The following is a 21,224-nucleotide window of genomic DNA, read 5'->3' as shown; positions in this document are numbered from 1 at the left end:
AGCCGGTGGACCGCGCGTTCGCGCAACGGCGAGGTCGCCGCGCGCCGCACCTCGCCGTCGCGGGGGTGCGCGAGCGACACCCGCACCCGGTCGCCCGCCGCCCGCGACACCAGCAGGCCCCGCTGCTCGAGCCCGTCGAGCAGGTCCGGGCCGTAGCGGCGCAACAAGCCGTCGGCATCGAGATCGCGGCCGAAGGCCAGGAGCTCGAGCACCTCCTGTTCTGTGGGGCGCAGGGTGCCGATCCGGGCCCGGACCAGGTCGCTCAGCCGGCGCGTCGGGGTCAGCGGTCCCGTCCAGCGCCAGACCCCGTCGACGGGGGAGAGGGCACGTGACCGCAGCCCGTCCTCGACGATCTCCCGCAGGTAGGTGGCGTTGCCCCCGGTGAGGGAGTGCAGCCGGTACACCGTCGCCCGGCCGACCCGCCCCTCCACGACCCGGCTCAGCAGCTCGGCGGTCTCGTCCTCGTCGAACTCGTGGACGTCGACGCGTTCGAGCAGGTTCTCCTTCCACAGCGCGAACACCGGGTCGGGGACGGACACCTCGGTGTGCGCGGCGAGGACCAGGAAGGCCGACCGCGTCACGGCCAGGTGGTGCAGCACGCTCGCGGAGACGGGGTCGAGGAGGTGGGCGTCGTTCACACCGACGACCAGGTTGCGCCCGTTCGTGCCCGCGACCAGGTGCCCCGCCACCTGCGTGAGCACCTGCGCCCCGTCGGCGGGCTCCGCGCCGACCAGCACCTGGGCGAGCGCGCCGAGGGGGATCTCCGACGCCGACCGCGTGGCCATCACCCACCGTGCGGTCCAGCCCTCCGCCGCGGCCGCGTCGAGGACCGTCCGGGCCAACCTGGTCAGACCCGACCCGGCCGGCCCGACCAGCACCACGCCCGCCCGGGCGCCGGGGCCGGACCGGATCCGCCGCACCCGCGCCAGCTGGGCGGTGCGGCCGACGAAGGGCCAGTTGCGCATCATCACGGCCGCCCGGACGCCCCGGGGGCGGCGGGCACCCGCGCTCCGGCGGCAGCACGAGGAGCGGCATGAGCGGGACCGTCGAGAGCGCAGCGCACCGAGACCTCACACGAGAGTCCCACCGCCCCGAACCGCCCCCCGCGGATCGGCAGACCGGACTCTGCCCATGTGCGGCCGCACTGCCAACCCCGGGCCCGCGAATTCATCCGCCTGCCGCAGCACGCGCGACGGACCGGCCGCCGGCGACAGGTGCGGGGGCCGACGGGTGCGGCACCCACGGCTGACGACCGGCCCCGCTTCGCCGACCCCGCCCGCGTCCGCATGCGGGGTCGCTCGGCGCGGGCCCGCCCCGCCGTTACCCGGCGGCGTGCCCTCCCGGAGACCGGGCAGCCCCGGGGGACCTCCTCAGACCTTCATCTCCGCGTAGGCCTGCCCCGCGGTGTTCTCGACGACCACGCCCGCCACCTGGTCGGCGGGGACGCCGGCGCTGCCGTCGAGATGGACGCCGCCCGCCTCGCCCTGCGGCGGGACCACCCAGCCGCCGGCGATCTCCCGGGAGCCGTCCCGGGCCACCACGACCAGCCGGCAGTGCTCGCCCGCCGGGACCCCCTTGACGTTCGCCGCGAGCCGCACCCAGCCGTTGGCCGGGGTCACGGTGACCGCGGCCGTCACGGCGCCCTGCGTCGTCTGCATGGTCCGTGCGCCGGCCGCCACGGTCGTCGCCGGTGCGGACGGGGCCAGCGCCCGGCCCGCCACGATCCCGCCCCCGAGCAGCGCCGCGGCCACCACCACCGCCGCGACCGCGCGGGTCAGCAGGCGCCGGCGGCGGTCCGCGGCGCGCTCGTCACGGATCTCCCGCAGCGCCCGGTGCAGCACCAGGTCGCTGTCGGGCGGGCCCTCCAGCAGGGCCTCGTCGGGCAGCTCGTCCAGCGTGCGGGTCATCGCGCGCAGGTCCTCCCACTCGGCGCGGCACTGCGCGCATCCCTCCAGATGAGCCTCGACCGCGGCCTTCTCCTCGGGCGTCAGCAGCCCCAGGACGTGCGCGGACAGCTCGCCGCCGTCGATGCCGCAGGTCGTCATCCCGGCACCCCTTCCACGGTCGGGCCGAGCGCCGTGCGCAGGGCACGCAGCGCGTAGTACGAGCGGGACTTCACCGTTCCCGGCGGCACGCCGAGCACCTCGGCGGCCTCGGGCAGCGTCCGGCCGCGGAAGTAGACCTCGGCCAGGACGTCGCGGTGGTCGGGTGACAGTCGTTCCAACGCGGGCAGGACGGTCAGGGCGTCGACGACCCTGTCCGCGTGGTCGCCCGTCTGGACCGGGGGAGCGGCGTCCTCCTCGACCTCCGACGGCCGGGCGCGCTGGGCCCGCACCCGGTCGGTCACCAGGTTGCGGGCCACGGTCAGCAGCCAGCTGCGGACCGAGCCGCGGCCGTTGGTCAGCACGTCGGAGTGCTGCCACGCGCGGACCAGGACCTCCTGGACCACGTCCTCCGCCGCCGCCCGGTCGCCGAGCAGCCGGGTGGTGAACGCCAGCAGCGCCCGCCCGTGCTCGGCGTAGACGGCGCGGATCAGCGCCTCGTCCGGGTCCTTGGGACCCCTGCGTTCCCGGGCGCGTCCCCGCGCCCGGTGACCCGACCCGACCATGCACGCTCCCGGAGAGACGACGGACGACACCGCGGGCGGAACGGGCCGCCGGGCCCACCGGCGGTCCCGTCTCCCTGCGGAGCGCGGTGAGGGTAGCGAAGTCCACGTCGACGACACGGACGGACCGCGGGAACGGTTCACCGCGATCTTCCTCCCGGTTTTTTCCCGAACCGGTGAACCGCTCCACGCCCGCGCCCGTGTCCCTCGGTGAACGCTCCCCCACGAACGAGGTGATCCGATGAGGACACGCGGCCCGATGCTGACGCTGCTCGCCGTGCTGGCGGTCGGCCTGGCGGTGTTCGCCGTGAACACGGTCCTGGCCGGCGGTCCCGACGACGAGCCCGCCGTGACCACGACCGCGCAGTCCGGTTCCACGGGCGCCGACGGGTACGGCGCCCCCGCCGGGGCCCCCACCGCACAGGCCCCCCAGGTCCGGGCCGCCGCCCCGGAGGCCGCGGCACCCCAGGGGACCCGGCAGCAGGGGATACAGCAGCAGGGGACCCGGCAGGCCACCCCCGCCGTCTCCGACGCCGCCTTCGCCGGCCGCTCCGCCGGCAACGAGGTGACCGTCGCGATGGGGGTCGAGGGGGACAAGGTCGTCGCCTACGTGTGCGACGGCAAGAAGGTCGAGTCCTGGTTCGAGGGCACCGTCAACGGCGGGAAGCTGCAGCTCAGCGGCGTCGACGGCGATCTGACGGCCGACGCGACCGACCAGGCCGTGTTCGGCACCGTCGCCGTCGGCGACCGGAGCTGGCCCTTCTCGGCGCAGCCCGAGGACACGCCCGCCGGAGCGGCCACCGACCGGACCGTCCTGAAGAAGCTCGGCACTGCCTGACCCCCGATCCCCCGGAGGACCCCGTGAGCCGCTCCCCGCGCACCGCCGACCTCGGGTACGACCCCGAGAACGGCACCGACCACGACCATGCCGAACCGGTCGCCCCGGCCGACGGGTTCGGCAGGGCCGACACCGGCTACCGGCCGGAGTACGACCCGGGCCGACTCGACCCGCCGACGAACCCGAATCTCCCGATCGTCCCGGCGCACCCGGACGCCGGGATGCAGGAGGCCACCACCTCGATCTTCGCCGCCGTGCCCGCCCGGGCCGGCCGCGACGACAGTGCCGAGCACGCCTGGGCCGACCCATGGGCCGACCACGCCAGGGCCGACCCCACTTGGGCCGACCCCACCCGGGCCGACTCGGCCTGGGCCGACCCCACCTGGGGCGACCGCTCCTGGGACCGGCCCGACTACGACGACGGGACCGACGGGCTCGACGAGTTCGACCGGTTCGGGGGCTTCGACGGGTCCGGCGGGCTCGACACCGGCGCGCCCGACCCGGCCGGGGAGGGCTCCCTCGACGGCCCGGACGTCGTCGACGCCCCCGGCCGCTCGGGCACCCGACTCGCCGCCCTGCTGGTCCCGGTCGTCGTCGGCGTGGCGATCTCCGTCGGGCTCGGCGTGTACGCCCGCGTCCACGAGGGCACCGGCACCGCGATCAACCTGGCCGGCTTCTCCAGCGGCCTCGCGGCGAAGAGCTGGCTGACGGCGGCCGCGTTCGTGCTGGTCCTGGTGCAGCTGTGGACCTCGATGCGGATGTACGGCCGGATCGGGCGGAACCGCCCCGCCGGCCCGCGGACGGCCACCGTGCACCGCTGGGCCGGCCGCCTCGCCGTGCTGGTGACCATCCCGGTCGCGGTGCACTGTCTCTACGCGCTCGGCTTCTCCGAGGCGAACCTCCGCGTGCTCGTGCACTCGCTGCTCGGCTGCTTCTTCTACGGCGCGTTCGCCGCCAAGATGCTCGTCCTGCCCCGGGGCGACGCCCCGCGCTGGGCCCTGCCCGTCCTCGGCGGCCTGGTGTTCACCGTGCTGACCGGCCTGTTCCTCACGTCCTCGGTGTGGTTCTTCACCACCAAGGGCCTGACCTTCTGATCCCGGAGACCACCATGAGCGCCCGCTCCTCCCTCCTGACCACCGCCGCCCTGCTGAACCGCAGGACCGTCCTCGCCGGCACCTGCGCCGCCGGGTGCGCCGCGCTCGCCGGCTGCGCCACCTACTCGGCGGGGCCGAAGCCCGAGGCCGCGCCGCCTGCGGGCGGCACCGCCGCACCGCAGCCCGGCGGTGCGCCGGCTCCGCTCGTGAAGACGGCCGAGGTGCCCGTCGGCGGCGGCGTGATCCTGGCCGCGCAGCAGGTCGTCGTGACCCAACCGACCGCCGGCCTGTTCAGGGCCTTCTCGACGACGTGCACCCACCAGGGCTGCGAGGTGACGTCCGTCGCGGACGGCTCGATCGTGTGCCCCTGCCACGGCAGCGCCTTCTCCGTGACCGACGGCGCCCCGACCGAGGGACCTGCGAAGAAGCCGTTGCCCGAGAAGGCCGTCACCGTGTCGGGCGACGCCGTCACCCTGGCCTGAACAGGCGCGATCAGAGGTCCAGATCACGACGGTCACGGCTGACCGTGACTGGGTGCGCTCACTAGACTCCGCACAACCCCGCGTAGCGACGACGCACCACGGCGTGTGCGCTCGCCGGGGTGGGTGAGGAGTTGCGCGGATGACATCAGGCAGGGCACCGCAGGACGCCCCGACCGACCAGGTGGACGAGCAGGAGCTCAGCGAGAACGCGCCCGAGCCGCCGGCGCACCTGGTGCTCGCGGCGGAGTTCGAGGACGCGACCCGCGACCAGTGGGCGGCGGCGGTCGACGGCGTCGTCCGCAAGTCGGGGCGGATCGGCGAGGACGCGCCCCTCGGCGCGGGCGTCGAGAAGCTCGCCTGGGACACCGCCGACGGCCTGCGCGTCCAGCCGCTCTACACCGCGGACGACGTCGCGGACCTGCCCGCGACCGGCGTCCCCGGCGCGCTGCCCTTCGTGCGCGGCTCCCGCGCCGGCGGGCACGTGCCCGCGGGGTGGGACGTGCGCCAGCACCATGCCGCGCCCTCCGCGGCGGCGGTGCACGACGCGCTGCTGGCCGACCTGGAGAACGGCGTCTCCTCGGTCTGGCTCGCCGTCGGCGCCGGCGGGGTGCCGGTCGCCGAGCTGGGGGCCGCGCTCGAGGGTGTCATGCTCGACCTCGCCCCCGTCGTGCTCGACGCGGGGGAGTCGGCCGAGGAGGCCGCGGAGGCGTTCCTGGGCCTGGCCGAGGAGCGCGGCGTCGCGAAGGACGCCCTGCTTGGCACCCTGGGGCTCGACCCGATCGGGCTGCGCGCCCGGGCCGGATCCGGCCCGGCCGTCGAGTCGGTGGTTCCGCTCGCCACCCGGGTGGCGGGGGAGTACCCGCAGGTGCGGGCCGTGGTCGTCGACGCCACCCCGGTCCAGGAGGCCGGCGGGTCCGAGGCCCAGGAGCTCGGCTTCTCGCTGGCCGCGGGCGTGGCCTACCTGCGCGCCCTCACCGACGCCGGGCTCACCGTCGCCGACGCCGCCCGCCTGCTGGAGTTCCGCTACTCGGCCACCGCCGAGCAGTTCCCGACCATCGCCAAGCTCCGCGCCGCCCGCCGGCTGTGGGGTCGGGTCCTCGAGGCGTCCGGTGCGGACGGCCCGGGTCAGGCGCAGCACGCCGTCGTCTCGCCGACGCTGTTCAGCAAGCGCGACCCGTGGGTGAACATGCTGCGCGGCACGGTCGCCGGGTTCGCCGCCGGCGTCGGCGGCGCCGACGCCGTGACCGTACCGCCCTTCGACATCGCCATCGGGGAGGCCGAGGCCTTCTCCCGGCGCATCGCGCGCAACACCCAGTCGCTGCTGATCGAGGAGTCGCACCTGTCCCGGGTGATCGACCCGGGCGGCGGCTCCTGGTACGTCGAGCACCTCACGGACGACCTGGCCCGCGCCGGCTGGGCCTTCTTCCAGGAGCTCGAGGCTGCGGGCGGTGCCGTCGCCGCCCTCGACTCGGGCCTGCTCGCGGGCGAGGTGGAGGAGGTCCGCTCGAAGCGGGAGAAGGGCGTCGCCACCCGGCGGACCCCCCTCACCGGCGTCAGCGAGTTCCCGGACCTCGACGAGAAGCCGGTCGAGCGCACCCCGCTGCCCGAGCCGGTGGCGCGCGGCGGCCTGCCGCTGTACCGGCCCGCGGCGGCCTACGAGGCGTACCGGGACCGCTCGGACGCGATCCTGGCCGAGACCGGTGCCCGGCCGGCCGCGTTCCTCGCCACGCTCGGCCCGCTGGCGGCGTACACCACGCGCGCAGGCTTCGCGCGCAACCTGCTGCAGGCCGGCGGGATCGCCGGGCCGGAGGCCGGTCCGACCGAGACGCCCGAGGAGGTCGCCGAGGCCTTCCGCAAGTCGGGCTCGGCGGTCGCCGTGCTCTGCTCCACCGATGCGCTGTACGGCGAGCGGGCCGAGGCCACCGCCGCCGCGCTGCGCGAGGCCGGCGCCGCCCGCATCCTGCTGGCGGGCAAGCCCTCCTCTCCTGGGGGTTCCTACGACGGCGTCGACGGGTACCTGTTCGCCGGGTGCGACGCCCTGGCCGTCATCGACGACGTCTACTCCGCCCTGGAGGGTTCGAAGTGACGATCCCGGACTTCACGAAGATCGACCTCGCGTCCGACGCGGCGGCCGCCACCGACTGGGCCGGCGGTCCGCAGGCCTGGGAGGCCCCCGAGGGCATCGAGGTCAAGCCGTTCTACAGCGCGGCGGACACCGAGGGCCTGGACTTCCTGCGCACCTACCCGGGCATCACGCCGTACCTGCGCGGGCCGTACCCGACGATGTACGCCAGCCAGCCGTGGACGATCCGCCAGTACGCGGGGTTCTCCACCGCCACCGAGTCCAACGCCTTCTACCGCCGCAACCTCGCGGCCGGGCAGAAGGGCCTGTCGATCGCCTTCGACCTGGCCACGCACCGCGGCTACGACTCGGACCACCCGCGCGTGGGCGGCGACGTCGGCATGGCGGGCGTCGCGATCGACTCCATCTACGACATGCGGCAGCTGTTCGACGGCATCCCGCTGGACAAGATGTCCGTGTCCATGACGATGAACGGCGCGGTGCTCCCGGTGCTCGCCCTCTACATCGTCGCGGCGGAGGAGCAGGGGGTGAAGCCGGAGCAGCTCGCGGGGACCATCCAGAACGACATCCTCAAGGAGTTCATGGTCCGCAACACCTACATCTACCCGCCGCAGCCGAGCATGCGGATCATCTCGGACATCTTCGGCTACACGAGCCGCAAGATGCCGAAGTTCAACTCGATCTCGATCTCCGGGTACCACATCCAGGAGGCCGGGGCGACCAACGACCTCGAGCTGGCCTACACCCTGGCCGACGGCGTGGAGTACCTGCGCGCGGGCATCGACGCCGGTCTCGACGTGGACAAGTTCGCCCCGCGGCTGAGCTTCTTCTGGGCGATCGGCATGAACTTCTTCATGGAGGTCGCCAAGATGCGGGCCGCGCGCCTGCTCTGGTCGAAGCTCGTGAACCAGTTCTCGCCGAAGAACCCGAAGTCGCTGTCCCTGCGCACCCACTCGCAGACGTCGGGCTGGTCGCTGGCGGCGCAGGACGTCTACAACAACGTCGTCCGCACCTGTGTCGAGGCGATGGCGGCGACCCAGGGGCACACCCAGTCGTTGCACACCAACTCGCTCGACGAGGCGCTGGCGCTGCCCACCGACTTCTCGGCGCGGATCGCCCGCAACACCCAGCTGCTGCTGCAGCAGGAGTCCGGCACCACGAAGGTCATCGACCCGTGGGGCGGCTCGTACTACGTCGAGAAGCTCACCTACGACCTGGCCCGCCGGGCGTGGGGGCACATCGCCGAGGTCGAGAAGGCCGGCGGCATGGCCCGGGCGATCGACGCCGGCATCCCGAAGCTGCGCGTCGAGGAGGCCGCGGCCCGCACCCAGGCCCGGATCGACTCCGGCCGCCAGCCGGTGATCGGCGTGAACAAGTACGTGGTCGACTCGGACGAGGTCGTGGAGGTCCTGAAGGTCGACAACGCGCAGGTGCGCCGCGAGCAGATCGAGAAGCTCGAACGGCTGCGCGCCGAGCGGGACTCCCGCGAGGTCGACGCGGCGCTGAAGGCCCTGACCGACTCGGCCGCCGCCATCGCGGACGGGTCGGAACGGAGCTTCGACCAGAACCTGCTGGCCCTGGCCGTGGACGCCGCCCGCGCCAAGGCCACGGTCGGCGAGATCTCCGACGCGCTGGAGAAGGTGTTCGGGCGGCACTCCGGCCAGATCAGGATCATCTCCGGCGTGTACTCAGAGGAGGCCGGGGCCAGCCCGGCGATCACCCGTGCCCGCGAGCTCGTCGGCGAGTTCGCCGAGGAGGAGGGCCGCCAGCCCCGCATCCTCGTCGCCAAGATGGGCCAGGACGGGCACGACCGCGGCCAGAAGGTGATCGCGACGGCGTTCGCCGACCTGGGCTTCGACGTCGACGTGGGCCCGCTGTTCCAGACTCCGGCCGAGGTGGCGCGGCAGGCCGTCGAGGCCGACGTCCACGTGGTCGGGGCCAGCTCGCTCGCCGCCGGGCACCTCACGCTGGTGCCCGAGCTGAAGGAGGAGCTGGCGAAGCTGGGCCGCGAGGACATCATGGTCGTCGTGGGTGGCGTGATCCCGCCGGCCGACGTGCCGCAGCTGATCGACATGGGCGCCGCGGCGGTGTTCCCGCCCGGCACCGTGATCGCGGAGTCGGCCGTGGAGCTGCTGGGCAAGCTGTCGGCCGCGCTGGGTCACGGGGAGCACGCGGCGGCCGGGTCGGAGCACGGCGACTGATGCCCCCGAAGCCGCCGGACGTCCCGACGCTCGCCAAGGGCGTGCTCGACGGCAACCGCACGGTCCTGGCCCGCGCGATCACGCTCGTCGAGTCGAACCGCGCCGACCACCGGCAGGCGGCCCAGCAGCTGCTCCTGGAGCTGCAGCCGCACGCCGGCGGCGCGACCCGGGTCGGGATCTCCGGCGTGCCCGGGGTCGGGAAGTCGACCTTCATCGAGGCGCTCGGCACCCGCCTGACGGGGGAGGGGCACAAGGTCGCCGTCCTGGCCGTCGACCCGTCGTCCACCCGGACGAAGGGGTCGATCCTGGGCGACAAGACCCGGATGGCCGCCCTCGCCGTCGACGACAACGCCTTCATCCGGCCCTCGCCGAGCGCCGGCACGCTCGGCGGGGTCGCCCGGCGCACCCGCGAGACGATGGTGCTGATGGAGGCGGCGGGCTACGACGTCGTGCTGGTCGAGACGGTCGGCGTCGGGCAGTCCGAGGTCACCGTGGCCGGGATGGTCGACACCTTCCTGTTCCTCACCATCGCCCGCACCGGCGACCAGCTGCAGGGGATCAAGAAGGGCATCCTGGAGCTGGCCGACGTCGTCGCGGTGAACAAGGCCGACGGTCCGCACGAGCGGGAGGCGAGGGCCGCGGCCCGCGACCTCGCCGGTGCCCTGCACATGACGGCGCCCTCGAGCGAGCACTGGCGGCCGAAGGTGCTGTCCTGCAGCGCGCAGACCGGTAAGGGGCTCGACAAGGTCTGGGGCACGGTCCTCGAACACCGCGCCGCGCTGGAGAAGGCCGGCGAGCTCGCCTCGCGCCGGGCCGACCAGCAGGTCGAGTGGATGTGGGCGATGGTCCGCGACCAGCTGATGGACCGGCTGACCGGCGACCCCGGGGTGAAGGAACGCCTGCCCGGGCTGACCGAGGAGGTCCGCACCGGGGAGCTCACGCCGACGCTCGCGGCGCAGGAGATCCTCGACCTGCTGGGCTGAGGCCCGGTCCGGGCCACCGCCGTCACCGGAGGCGCCCCCGGACGCGCCGGGCCCCGGACGAGACAGACGGCGCAGGTCGGCGCATGCTGGGGGCGTGACGGACGTGGCGGGCCGGGCCCGGGAGCGCGCGCAGGCGCATCCCGGCGAGGCCCCCCGCCCGGACGGGAGCCCGGCGGACGCGGGCTCGTCCGGCGCCGTCACCCGGCCGACCCGGCCCGCCCCGCCCGAGACCCCGACCGTCCGGCTCACCGCCGACGGGGAGCCGCGGCCCTACGGCCGGCACGGCACGTGGGTGCTGGTGAAGCGGACCCTCGTCCGCGCCTGGGACGACAACATCTTCAGCGAGTCCGCCGCCGCCGCCTTCTGGCAGACGCTGTCGCTGCCGCCGCTGCTCCTGGGGCTGCTGGGCAGTCTCGGCTACATCGGCGGCTGGTTCGGCCCCGACACGATCGGCCTGGCGGAGCAGCAGATCCTGCGCGGCGCGTCCACGGTCTTCAGCCGCAACGTCGTCGACGAGATCATCGCGCCGACCGTCTCGACGCTGCTCACCACGGGCCGCAGCGAGCTGGTGTCACTGGGCTTCGTGATCTCGCTGTGGTCGGGGTCGTCGGCCATGTCGTCGTTCGTCGACGCGATCACGCGCGCGCACGACCAGTACGGGGTCCGCAACCCGGTCTGGCAGCGGATCCTGGCGCTCCTGATGTACCTCGTGGCGCTGGTCGGCGGGATCGTCTCCCTGCCGCTGCTGGCCCTCGGGCCGGACCGGGTGCCCAAGCTGCTCCCGGCGTCGTGGCAGGACCCGGCGGTCACGTTGATCGGCTGGCTGTACTACCCGGTGCTCGGGTTCGTGCTGGTCTTCGCGCTGACCACGCTCTACAAGCTCGCCCTCCCCGCCAAACCGCCCTGGCACCGCGGGCTGCCGGGCGCGCTGCTCGCGGCCGTGGTGTTCCTGGCCGGGGTCACCGGGCTGCGGGTCTACATCAGCTGGCTGACCACCACGGGCTACACCTACGGCGCCCTCGCCGCCCCGATCGCCTTCCTGCTCGCCGCGTTCTTCATCGGGTTCGCCATCGTCCTGGGCGCCCACTTCAACGCCGCCGTGCAGCACTACTGGCCGAAACGGCTCAAGGACCGCCGTAACGTCGTGCCCCAGCCGCCACTGTCGTGACGGCCGCGAGATCGGCTCCGAACGCCCGCGGTCGACGGCGACCACGGAGGTGTCCACGTGCTGACCCCGGGCGAGACGAAGAACCTGATGCGGCGTTTCGAGGCCGCCATGAACGAGCGCCGACTCGACGACCTGGACGCGATCATGGCGCCGGACGTGGTGCGGCACTGCGAGGCGACGCCCGGCTTCGTCGTCACGAACCTGGCGCAGCTGAAGGACTTCCTGCGGGCCGACACCGCGGTCTTCCCGGACAACAAGCAGGTCTTCGAGCACATCGTCGTCGACGGGGACATGGTCGGGCTGTGGGCGACGTACGAGGGGACCCAGGAGGGCGACCTCGGCCCGTTCCCGGCGACGGGGAAGTACGCGAAGGTCAGCTTCGGGTGCGTGTTCCGGCTGTCGGAGGGCCGGATCGCCGAGTGGTGGGTCACCTGGGACAACATGACGATCCTCCGGCAGCTCGGGCTCCTACCGGGCTGACAGACGGCCGCATCGGCGGCAGGATTCCCACCATGACCCCGGGAGCGTGGCTGCGCCGTCACGACCCCGGGCTGTCCGCGGTCCGACGGGCCGCGCGCGTCACGATCGTCGCCTGCCTGGGCTTCTACGTGTGCCGGTACGTCCTCGGCGAGCCGGAGATGGCGGCGTACGCGCTGTTCGGGACGGTGGCGCTCGGCGCGCTCTCGCAGATCCCGGGCCCGCCGGCCCGCCGGGCACGCACGCTCCTGGCGATGCTCCCCTTCGGTGCCGTGCTGATCACGCTCGGGACCCTGCTGTCCTTCGACCTCGTGGCCGCGACGGCCGGGATGTTCGTCCTGGGCTTCGCGGTCAGCTTCGTGGGCGTGGGCGGGCCGCGGCTGGTGGGACTCGCCGCGGGCACCCAGCTGCTCTACATCCTCCCGTGCTTCCCGCCGTTCGAACCGGGGTCGCTGGGCGGGCGCATCGCGGGGTTCGCGATCGCCGTCGTGCTGCTGACCGCCGCCGAGCTGGTGCTCTGGCCCGACCGGAGCCCGCCGCCGTACACCGACCGGCTGGCCGCGGCCGTCGGTGGGCTCGCCGCGTGCCTCGACGCCGTGGCCGACGCCTGGTCCGGGCGGGGCCGGAACCGGCTGGAGGGCCTGCTGCCCGAGGCGGTGGACGCCGCCGAGGCCCTCCGGCCCTCGCAGCTCCCGCCGGGCCAGGCACCCGCGTCGGCGAGCCGGCGCGACCACGCCCTCGCCACGGCCGCCGGGACGACCCGACTGCTGCTCGGGCGCACCGCCGACCTCGCCCTGTCCGACGACCGGGAGGCCCCGGACCTGCCCGCCGCCGCGGCCCTGTTGCGCGTGGTGTCCGGGTGCGCCGCGGCCGCCGCCGCGTGGTTGCGCGGGGAGGGCGAGCTCCCCGACACCGATCGCATCTCCGAGGCGCTGCGCGCGTTCCGGGCCGCCCGCGCGGCCGTCCCTCCCGACGGCCTCCCGCCCGAGCGGCTGCGGCTCGGGTCGATGGCGCTGCAGCTGGGGGAGTGGACGAAGACGCTGGTCACCGCCCTGCGCGTGGCCGGCGGCGCGCCGATCCCACCCGATCCGACGCCGGCCTCGGCCCGGCCCGGCGTGTTCTGGTTCGCCCGCGAGCCGGAGTGGGCCCTGCTCTGGCACCGGGTGCGGGAGCACCTGACCCCGCGGTCGGTCTACTTCCAGGGCGCCCTGCGCCTCGCCGTGGCCCTCGCCGTCGCACGGCTGCTGGCGGGGGTGTTCGACCTGTCGCACGGGTTCTGGGTGCTGCTGACCATCCTCACCGTGCTCCGGACGACGGCGGCCGAGACCCGCGCCCTGCTGCGGCCGGCGCTGATCGGCACCACGGTCGGCGCGCTCGTCGCGGCCGGCCTGCTCGTGCTGGGCGTACCGCCGACGACGTATGCGGTCCTGCTGCCCTTCGTCATGCTCGTCGGCTTCGCGGCGGGTCCGCTGCTCGGTCCCGGCTGGGCCCAGGCGCTGTTCACGTTGGTCATCTCGCTGGTGTTCGCCCAGGTCAGCCCGGCCGACTGGCATCTCGCCGAGGCCCGGCTGCTCGACGTCGCCGTCGGCGCCGCGATCGGTGTGGTGATCGGGCTCATCGCCTGGCCCCGGGGCGGCACCGGCGAGCTGCACCGCGCCGCCGCCGAGTTCCTCGCGGACTCCGCGGGTGTGGTCCGCGAGACGGTCCGGGTGGTCGCCGAGGGTGCCCGGCCCGCCGACGCCCTGCCCCGCGCCCGTCGCACCGGCCGGCTCGCCGAGGCCTCGTACGCGCTGTACCAGAGCGAACGGCACCCGCAGGCCGGCGTCGTGGACTGGCAGGCGACCCTCGTGGCCGGGCACCACGCCGTCCGCGGTGCCGAGGCGCTGGTCCGTGAGTGCCCGACCGGCAGGCTCCTCACCTGCGTCGGGCCGCTCGACCTGGCCGCGGCCGACGTCGCCGCCCGCTTCGAGCACGTCGCCCTCGGCCTCGCCCGTCGGGACCGCACGGCCCTGTCGGTCCCGACCCTCCCGGAGCCGGACCTCGCCTGGCCCACCGACCTCGGCGTGGACCTCTACCACCTCGCCGACCTGCGGGTCTGGCTCGACGGCCTGCGCGACGACCTCTCCCGGGTCATGACGTCCCCGGCCGCCGGGCCCGCGTCCTCCGGTACCGGCGTCCGCGTGCGGCTGGCGCGGATCGCGGACGGGGCGCCCTGAGGGGGCGTCCTCAGCTCCGCAGCGCGGCGAGGGCCGCGCCGACCGCACCCTGCAGCAGCCCGGCCTCGGAGGGCAGGGTGAGCCAGGTGAAGCCGAGCGCGCGGTAGGTCGGGGCCCAGTCCGGGGCGCCGCAGTAGACCCCGACCGGCATGCCGGCCTCCCGGCACTGCGCGGTGACGGACCGGAGGAGGTCGCGGTACCCGTCGTCGTCGAGCGGCGGGATCGCGGCCCGCCCCGAGCTCAACGACAGGTCCGACGGCCCGACGAAGATCGCGTCGACGCCCTCGACCAGCAGGATCGCCGGGAGGTCGGCGACGGCCGCCATGGTCTCGACCATGATCACGCAGCGGCCCCGGGCGAGGACGTCCGCGCCGGTCCAGCCCACGCGCGTCGGCCCGAAGCTGCGGACCCCGGCCTCCGGGTAGGCGCAGGCGGACGCCGCGGCCGCGGCCTCCACGGCGGAGTCGACGAGCGGGACGATCACGCCGTCGGCCCCGCGGTCCAGCGCCCGGGCGATCGGGTCCGGCGCGTTGTGCGGCACACGGACCAGGGTGGGGACGCCGCGCAGCGCCTGGAGCGAGGCGAGCAGGGAGTCGTCGCCGAGCAGGCCGTGCTGGGCGTCGAGGCAGACCAGGTCCACGCCGGAGGAGCCGACGATCTCGGCCGCGGCGGGGGAAGGCAGCTGGCACCAGCCGGCGACGGCGCCGTCGAAGGAGAGGCTCATGACGTGACCCTGCCCCGTCGGCGCGCCTCGCGGGAAGCGGGGCTCGGTCGCCGTACGGTCACGCGGTGCTCGGGGTCAGTCACGCCACGTCCGGAGCGGCCCTCGGGCTCGCGGTCGCGGGGCTCGCCCCGCAGGTCGTCGGCATGTCCCCGACCGCCGGCACGATCCTGACCTTCGCCGGGGTCACGGCCGGAGCGGCCCTGCTGCCCGACCTCGACCACCCGTCGTCGACGGCCAGCCGCCGGTTCTCCTGGGCCTCCTGGCTGGCCGCGCACGCCGTCCGGCCGCTGTCGGCGCTGGTCTTCCGGCTCACCCGCGGACCGCGCGACTCCGGGCGCGGCACGCACCGAGGGCTGACGCACACGGTCGCGGGCGCGCTGCTGCTCGCCGCGGTCATCGGCGTCGCCGGTGCGCGCTGGGGAACGCCGGTCACCGCCGGCGTGCTGTTCGTCTGCCTCGCGCTGGCGATCAAGGGACTCGACGGCCTCGTGCCCGGCCCGCCCTCGCTGGTCGTCGCCGCGGGGCTGACCTGGGTCGCGGAGGAGCTCCTCCCCGGGGGCACCGCAGGTACGGGGGGCTGGCTCGGCCTGGCGGTCGGACTCGGGATGGTGGTGCACTCGCTGGGCGACGCCGTCACCGAGTCCGGCGCCCCGTTGCTGTGGCCGCTGCCGATCCGCGGCCGGCACTGGTACCCGATCGGCAGCCCGCGCCCGCTGCGGTTCCGTGCCGGCGGTCGTGTGGAGGCGCTGCTGGTGGCGCCGCTGCTCACCCTGGGCACCCTCGCCCTGGCGGTCTACGTCGTGCCCGGGGCGCTCGACGTCCTCCTGGACCTGCGCGCCCGGCTGGTCGCGGGCGGATGATGGTCGGCGTGAGCGACTGGAGCCTGCCCGCCCGGCCCGTGATCGGGATCCTGCACCCGGGGGCCATGGGTGCCGCCCTCGGCTCGGCGCTGAAGGCCCGCGCCGGCGCCGTGATCTGGGCCGACGCGGGCCGCTCGCAGGCGACCTCGAAGCGCGCCGAGCTGGCCGACCTGATCGCCGTGCCGGACGTCCGGGAGCTGGCCCGCCGCGCCCACGTCGTCATCTCGATCTGTCCGCCCGGTGCGGCGCGCGAGGTGGCCGAGCAGGTGGCCCACGCCGTCGCCGGCCTGGACCGGACGCCGCTCTACGTCGACGCGAACGCCGTCTCGCCGGCCACGGTCGCGAGCATCGGCGGGCTGTTCCCCGACGGGGCCGTGGTCGACGGGGCCGTGATCGGCCCACCGGCGTGGGAGGCGGGCACCACGGTGCTGTGGCTCTCCGGACCCCGGGCCACGACGGTCGAGGCGCTGTTCGCCGGGACCCCCTTCGCGACCCGCGTCCTCGGCGCCGAGCTGGGCACCGCCAGCGCACTCAAGGCCTGCTTCGCCCTGCAGAGCAAGGCGCTGCCCGCGATCTGGCTGGCGCTCGACGAGGCCGCCCGCACCCTCGGCGTCGACGGGCCGCTGCGCGAGGAGCTGGCCCGGACCGGCGTCGACTACCCCGCCGAGCTGGGCGCGGTGGCGGCACGGGCGAAGGAGAAGGGCTGGCGCTGGGTCGCCGAGATGGAGGAGGCCGCCGACGCCCTCGCCGCGGCCGGGGTGCCCGACGGCTTCTCCCGTGCCGCTGCCGAGATGTACCGGCGCGCCTGACCTCCCGACTCGCGGGTCCAGAGCTCCCGACTCGCGGGTCCAGAACTCCCGACTCGCGGGTCCAGAGCTCCCGACTCGCGGGTCCAGAGCTCCCGACTCGCGGGTCCGGAGCTCCCGACTCGCGGGCCGGGAGGGTCAGCTCGAGGGACCGAAGCGCTCCACCCGGATCCGGTCCGTGCCCACGCCGAGGCCCGTGAGCAGGTCGGTGGCGGTGTCGCAGAAGGGTGGCGTGCCACAGACGAAGACCGTCTGGTCCGGCACCAGCAGCGGTTCGAGGTCCGCGGCGGTGAGCCGGCCCGGCGGACGCGCGTACCCGGGCGGCACCTGCCGGGTGTAGACGACCGTGGTCTCCGGCCCGGGCAGCTCGTCGGCGTAGTAGAGGTCGGCCGGGCGGCGCGCCGAGACGATCAGCCGGAACAGCTCCGACCCCGCGATCCGGGCCGACCGCAGCATCGCCATCAGCGGCACCACACCCGACCCGCCGGCCACGCCGAGCGCCGGGGTCGCCCCGGGCCAGGCGAACCAGCCGCCGATCGGCCCGCGGACCTCGAGCTGGTCCCCGGGCTCGACCACCTCGTGCAGGAACTCCGACACCTCGCCGCCGGGCAGCAGCTCGACGGTCAGGTCGATCTCGTCCGTGCCGGGCACCGAGGCCACGGAGTAGTCCCGCTGGGCGGTGTAGCCGTCCTCCGCGGTCAGCCGCACCACGAAGTACTGACCGGCGATGTGCCCGGACGCCTCCGGGAGCTTGAGACGGAAGGTCTTCGCCGAGGGCGTCTCGCGGCGGACCTCGAGGACCGTCGCCGTCTGCCAGACCGCCATCAGTCCCCCTGGTAGCGCTGCTCGAGCCAGGGGTCGCCCCGGTCGTGGTACCCGTTGCGCTCCCAGAAGCCCTGGTCGTCCTCGGCCATGAGCCGCAGGCCGGAGGCCCACTTGGCGCTCTTCCAGAAGTACAGGTGCGGCACCAACAGCCGCGCCGGGCCGCCGTGCTCGACGGTCAGGGGCCGCCCGTCGGCCTGCCACACGACCCAGGCCTTGCCCCCGGTCACGTCGGCCAGCGGCAGGTTCGTGGTGTAGCCGGTGTGCGCCGTGGCCATGACGAACCTCGCCTCGGGCTGCACGCCCACGGCGTCGAGCAGGGTGTCGACCGAGACGCCGTCGAACGTCATGCCCAGCTTCGACCACGTGGTCACGCAGTGGATGTCGCCGGAGTACCGCGACCCGGGCAGCGCGTGGATCTCGTCCCAGGTCCAGCTGCGCGGACGGTCGACGAGCCCCTCGATCGTGAAGGTCCAGCGGTCCGTGCCGATCCGCGGGGTGGCCTCGGCGTTGAGCACGGGCCAGTCGTCCTTCGCGTCGTACTGGCCCGGGGGCAGCCGCGGGTCGCGCGTGGCCCGGCCGCGTCCGGTGAATCCTCGGGTGATCGCCATGCCCGTCCCTTCGCCCGTCCGGTGTCCCACCGGGGACAGCATGGCGGATCGGGTCGACATTCCCGCGCCCGGAGCGGTGTGAGGTCGTCAGATCCGGTCGAGCCCCGGTTCGCGGTCCGGGATCACGAACGACCCGGCGGTGCGGATCGGCAGGCCCGCCGTCGTCACGGCGTCGAGCACCCGGAAGTCCGCCGTGACCTGCCCGGGCTCGTACCGGGCCCGGACGTACCCGCGCCGGTTGCTGCGGAACCGCAGGTGCGGGTTGGTGTGCAGGTCGGGGTGGTCGACGGCGGCGTCGCCGTCGCCGCCGGAGGTGATCGAGCTGGACACGAGCTCGGTGCCGACGACCGGCGCGGCCGGGTCGCGGTAGTCGAGCTTGATCTCGTTGGCCCAGTGGGTGTGGACGTCGCCGGTGAGGACGACGGCGTTGCGCACCCCGGCGTCGACCCAGCTGCGGGTCACGCGGTCGCGGGAGGCGGCGTAGCCGTCCCAACCGTCCATCGAGAACCTCGCCGGCGCGCCCGGGTCGGTGTCGCGCTGCGCGAAGAACACCTGCTGGCCCAGCACGTCCCAGCGGGCCCGCGAGCGGCGGAAGCCGTCGGCGAGCCAGCGCTCCTGGGCGGCGCCGGGCAGCGAGCGGGCGGGATCGAGCCGCGCCGCGCAGTCGACCCGCTGCCCGTCGCCACAGGCCTGGTCGTCGCGGTACTGGCGCGTGTCGAGCATGTGGAAGGTGGCGAGCCCGCCCCACTGCACCCGGCGGTAGAGCTGCATGTCGTGCCCCCGCGGCACCGCGCTGCGGCGCAGCGGCATGTTCTCGTAGTAGGCCCGGGAGGCGGCGGCCCGGCGGGCCAGGAAGGCCCCCCGGGTCTGGCCGTCCTCGGGCACGTCGCCGGCCCAGTTGTCGTCGGTCTCGTGGTCGTCCCACACCACCAGCCACGGCGCGACGGCGTGTGCCGCCTGCAGGTCCGGGTCCGTCTTGTACTGCGCGTACCGCTGTCGGTACCCGGCCAGCCCGGTCGTCTCGGCCCCGGCGACGGGCCGCACGGACTTCTCCGGGGTGGGGTACTCGTACTGGTAGTCGCCGAGGTGCAGGACGAGGTCGGGCTCGTCCTCGGCGAGCCGCCGGTAGGCCGTGAACCAGCCGACGGGGTAGTTCGAACAGGACGCGACGCACGTCGTGAGCGCCGGGCCGAGGGCCCCGGCAGGGGGAGCGGTGCGGGTCCGGCCGGCGGGGGAGACCGCACCGTTCGCGCGGAACCGGTAGAAGTACTCGCGCCCCGCCGCCAGACCGGTCGTCTCGACGTGCACGGTGTGCGCGGCCTCCGGGGCGGCGTCGACCGTGCCCCGCTGCTCGACCCGGGTGAAGCGCTCGTCCCGGGCGACCTCCCAGTCGACCGGCACCACCCGGGTGGGCATGCCGCCCGACCCGTCGGCCGCGAGCGGGTCGGGGGCCAGGCGCGTCCACAGCACCACGCCGTCGGACGTGGGATCGCCGGACGCGACGCCCAGGGTGAAGGGGTCGCGCGTCCCGGAGAGGCGCGGGATCCCGGTCGCGATCACCCCGGTGGCGGCGGAGGCCCCGAGCAGGAACAGGCGGCGGCCGAACGGCGGGAGCGTCATGTCCCCCGTGCGACGCAGCGGAGATGACCGGCGCCCCTCTCCGCGGTCGACCCCCACCCCACCTCCTGATGAACAGTGGCGCTCAGCCGGCGGCGAGCCCCGGCAGCCTGCGGTCCAGCGCGAGCGCCCCGAACCCGAGCCCGACGAACAGCAGGGCCACGACCAGACAGTTGATCGCGACCCGCGCGTAGCCGTGCGCGACGACGTCGACGAACGGGTACGGGTACCAGTCGACGACCGCCCCGCGGGCCAGGGTGAACGCCAGCCACGCGAGCGGGTAGACCGCCGAGAGCAGCACGACGTCCAGGTCCACCAGCCCGCGCGGCCCGAACAGCAGCCACCCGAGGACGGCGAGCAACGGGGTGATCATGTGGCAGAGCACGTTGGCGACCTCGTGCAGGCCCTGCGGGTTCGCGGTCTGCGCCAGCACCAGGTTGTAGACGATGCCGGTGACCGCGATGGCCACCACGGCGTCGAGCACCAGGACCCGCATCGCCCGCGAGTCCCGCTCCGGGGCGGCCGCCAGCAGCACGTGGGCGATCCCGACCAGCAGGTTGCTGAGGATCGTGAAGAAGGCGAACAGATTGGCCACCCGGGCCCCGGTGCTCGTGAAGGCCGAGTACGGACCGGGGTCCACGGCCGTCGCCACCACCTGCAGCACGACCCCGAGCAGGGCGAACGCCGCCACGAGCCCGAACCACGGCCGGGCGAGCGGGAGGTAGCGGGGCACCGGGGGACTGTAGCCGCGGATCCGCGACGCCGAGGGGTGGTGACGGCCCGACCACGATGATCATCAGCAGGGGTGACGGTCCCGCTCGTCCCCTTTCGGCGGGTTCGTCCGGCGTGATGGTGACACTGGGCAGCGCTTCCGTCACCCGTTCGCCGGAGACGGACCACGGAGAGCGATCGTCATGCCGGTGGAACGCCGGCGTCACGACTGCGTAACACGCCCCCGGGACGGTGCAGACCGCTCCACGCTCCGCACCGCGATCAGGGAGACCCATGACGCCCGCCGACGACTTCGACATCGGCCTCACCGGTGCCCGCTTCGGCGGCGCGCCCCGGAAACGGCGGCGCAAGAAGGCCGAGGAGTCGGCAGCGGGCGCCTCCGGCAGCGGGCCCGGGCGGCGGACCGCGGACGAGGCGGACACCGCGGAGATCCCGGTCGTGTCCGAGCGGGTGCCGCCGCGCCCGGACCGCCCGGTCGAGGACGTCGACGACGAGCACGGCCACGACGTGCGCGGCCGCTCGCTCGCCGTGCGGCCGTACTTCTACACGAAGGGCCGCACCCGCTCCCGCTACGAGCTGGCCATGGAGACGCTGGTGTCGACCCCGCCCGCGGCCCTGCGCCGTGCGGAGCTCGCCGAGCACCTGCCGATCCTGGAGCTGTGTCGCGAGCCGCGGTCCGTCGCCGAGGTGGGCGCGATCATGGGCATGCCGCTCGGTGTGGCCCGGGTCGTGGTCGGCGACCTGGCGGTGACGGGCGGGCTCGAGGTGCACCGCACGGTCACGGCCGAGGGTCCGGACCTGGCCCTGATGGAACGGGTGCTCAGCGGCCTGCGCCGGCTCTGACCGACTCTCCTCCCCGGCTCCGGCGAACGGGTCCGGCCTGCCCGATCGGCCGGTCCCGGCGG

Annotated in this window: 19 protein-coding genes and 1 pseudogene; 12 read left to right on the top strand and 8 right to left on the bottom strand. The window is 74.8% G+C overall.

Annotated elements, in window-relative coordinates:
* The 3 genes and pseudogenes from LWC35_RS05280 to LWC35_RS05270 all read right to left on the bottom strand — a co-directional run.
* Positions 1-968 (bottom strand): annotated as a pseudogene (locus LWC35_RS05280) (AAA family ATPase); the annotation flags it as partial.
* A 402-nt stretch (positions 969-1,370) separates the two neighbouring features.
* A complete protein-coding gene (locus LWC35_RS05275; RefSeq protein ID WP_232868730.1) occupies positions 1,371-2,045 on the bottom strand; it encodes an anti-sigma factor in 675 nt (224 codons plus the stop codon).
* The gene (locus LWC35_RS05270) at positions 2,042-2,608 is read right to left on the bottom strand and encodes a sigma-70 family RNA polymerase sigma factor (RefSeq protein ID WP_232868729.1); all 567 of its coding nucleotides are present in this window, start codon (positions 2,606-2,608) and stop codon (positions 2,042-2,044) included. Before LWC35_RS05270 ends, LWC35_RS05275 begins: the two co-directional genes overlap by 4 nt.
* A gap of 238 nt (positions 2,609-2,846) precedes the next feature.
* Here LWC35_RS05270 and LWC35_RS05265 point away from each other — a divergent pair, with 238 nt between their 5' ends.
* The 9 genes from LWC35_RS05265 to LWC35_RS05225 all read left to right on the top strand — a co-directional run bounded on the left by LWC35_RS05265 (position 2,847) and on the right by LWC35_RS05225 (position 14,147).
* Positions 2,847-3,443 (top strand): hypothetical protein, encoded by a 597-nt coding sequence (locus LWC35_RS05265; RefSeq protein ID WP_232868728.1) that lies wholly within the window; start codon positions 2,847-2,849, stop codon positions 3,441-3,443.
* Positions 3,444-3,466: 23 nt separating this feature from the next.
* On the top strand, positions 3,467-4,537 hold the full coding sequence (locus LWC35_RS05260) for a DUF6529 family protein (RefSeq protein ID WP_232868727.1): 1,071 nt from the start codon (positions 3,467-3,469) through the stop codon (positions 4,535-4,537).
* A 14-nt stretch (positions 4,538-4,551) separates the two neighbouring features.
* Positions 4,552-5,019, top strand: a complete 468-nt coding sequence (locus LWC35_RS05255; RefSeq protein WP_232868726.1) for a Rieske (2Fe-2S) protein — start codon at positions 4,552-4,554, stop codon at positions 5,017-5,019.
* A 139-nt stretch (positions 5,020-5,158) separates the two neighbouring features.
* Positions 5,159-7,105 (top strand): methylmalonyl-CoA mutase family protein, encoded by a 1,947-nt coding sequence (locus tag LWC35_RS05250; RefSeq protein WP_232868725.1) that lies wholly within the window; start codon positions 5,159-5,161, stop codon positions 7,103-7,105.
* Positions 7,102-9,303, top strand: coding sequence for a methylmalonyl-CoA mutase (gene scpA, locus LWC35_RS05245; RefSeq protein ID WP_308194466.1), 2,202 nt, complete (start codon positions 7,102-7,104; stop codon positions 9,301-9,303). The genes LWC35_RS05250 and scpA overlap by 4 nt, the downstream gene beginning before the upstream one ends.
* Positions 9,303-10,286 carry a methylmalonyl Co-A mutase-associated GTPase MeaB gene (gene meaB, locus LWC35_RS05240; protein ID WP_232868724.1) on the top strand — a complete coding sequence of 328 codons (984 nt, stop codon included), beginning with the start codon at positions 9,303-9,305 and terminating at the stop codon, positions 10,284-10,286. Before scpA ends, meaB begins: the two co-directional genes overlap by 1 nt.
* A gap of 94 nt (positions 10,287-10,380) precedes the next feature.
* Positions 10,381-11,454: a YihY/virulence factor BrkB family protein gene (locus LWC35_RS05235; protein WP_372462993.1), complete on the top strand. Its 1,074-nt coding sequence runs from the start codon at positions 10,381-10,383 to the stop codon at positions 11,452-11,454.
* A gap of 57 nt (positions 11,455-11,511) precedes the next feature.
* Positions 11,512-11,934 carry an ester cyclase gene (locus tag LWC35_RS05230; RefSeq protein ID WP_232868723.1) on the top strand — a complete coding sequence of 141 codons (423 nt, stop codon included), beginning with the start codon at positions 11,512-11,514 and terminating at the stop codon, positions 11,932-11,934.
* Positions 11,935-11,966: 32 nt separating this feature from the next.
* Positions 11,967-14,147, top strand: coding sequence for an FUSC family protein (locus LWC35_RS05225; RefSeq protein ID WP_232868722.1), 2,181 nt, complete (start codon positions 11,967-11,969; stop codon positions 14,145-14,147).
* 10 nt (positions 14,148-14,157) lie between these two features.
* Here LWC35_RS05225 and LWC35_RS05220 read toward each other — a convergent pair whose 3' ends face one another.
* On the bottom strand, positions 14,158-14,871 hold the full coding sequence (locus LWC35_RS05220; RefSeq protein WP_232868721.1) for an HpcH/HpaI aldolase family protein: 714 nt from the start codon (positions 14,869-14,871) through the stop codon (positions 14,158-14,160).
* A 65-nt stretch (positions 14,872-14,936) separates the two neighbouring features.
* Between LWC35_RS05220 and LWC35_RS05215 the strand changes: the two genes are divergently transcribed.
* The gene (locus tag LWC35_RS05215; RefSeq protein ID WP_232868720.1) at positions 14,937-15,731 is read left to right on the top strand and encodes a metal-dependent hydrolase; all 795 of its coding nucleotides are present in this window, start codon (positions 14,937-14,939) and stop codon (positions 15,729-15,731) included.
* Positions 15,732-15,739: 8 nt separating this feature from the next.
* Positions 15,740-16,540, top strand: a complete 801-nt coding sequence (locus LWC35_RS05210; protein ID WP_232868719.1) for an NAD(P)-dependent oxidoreductase — start codon at positions 15,740-15,742, stop codon at positions 16,538-16,540.
* A gap of 135 nt (positions 16,541-16,675) precedes the next feature.
* Here LWC35_RS05210 and LWC35_RS05205 read toward each other — a convergent pair whose 3' ends face one another.
* The 4 genes from LWC35_RS05205 to LWC35_RS05190 form a co-directional block, all read right to left on the bottom strand.
* Positions 16,676-17,362, bottom strand: a complete 687-nt coding sequence (locus LWC35_RS05205; protein WP_232868718.1) for a ferredoxin reductase — start codon at positions 17,360-17,362, stop codon at positions 16,676-16,678.
* Entirely contained in the window at positions 17,362-17,970 is a 609-nt protein-coding gene (locus tag LWC35_RS05200; protein WP_232868717.1) for a sulfite oxidase-like oxidoreductase, read from the bottom strand. Before LWC35_RS05200 ends, LWC35_RS05205 begins: the two co-directional genes overlap by 1 nt.
* A gap of 87 nt (positions 17,971-18,057) precedes the next feature.
* The gene (locus LWC35_RS05195; protein ID WP_232868716.1) at positions 18,058-19,590 is read right to left on the bottom strand and encodes an alkaline phosphatase D family protein; all 1,533 of its coding nucleotides are present in this window, start codon (positions 19,588-19,590) and stop codon (positions 18,058-18,060) included.
* A gap of 82 nt (positions 19,591-19,672) precedes the next feature.
* Positions 19,673-20,320 (bottom strand): Pr6Pr family membrane protein, encoded by a 648-nt coding sequence (locus LWC35_RS05190; RefSeq protein WP_232868715.1) that lies wholly within the window; start codon positions 20,318-20,320, stop codon positions 19,673-19,675.
* A gap of 272 nt (positions 20,321-20,592) precedes the next feature.
* Between LWC35_RS05190 and LWC35_RS05185 the strand changes: the two genes are divergently transcribed.
* Positions 20,593-21,162, top strand: coding sequence for a DUF742 domain-containing protein (locus LWC35_RS05185; RefSeq protein WP_232868714.1), 570 nt, complete (start codon positions 20,593-20,595; stop codon positions 21,160-21,162).
* Positions 21,163-21,224 lie beyond the last annotated feature (62 nt).

Origin of the sequence: Pseudonocardia kujensis (assembly GCF_021283305.1) — a bacterium.
Classification (GTDB): Bacteria; Actinomycetota; Actinomycetes; order Mycobacteriales; family Pseudonocardiaceae; genus Pseudonocardia; species Pseudonocardia kujensis.
The sequence above is the reverse complement of the archived record's forward strand: the minus strand, read 5'-3'. Positions and strand labels throughout refer to the sequence as shown.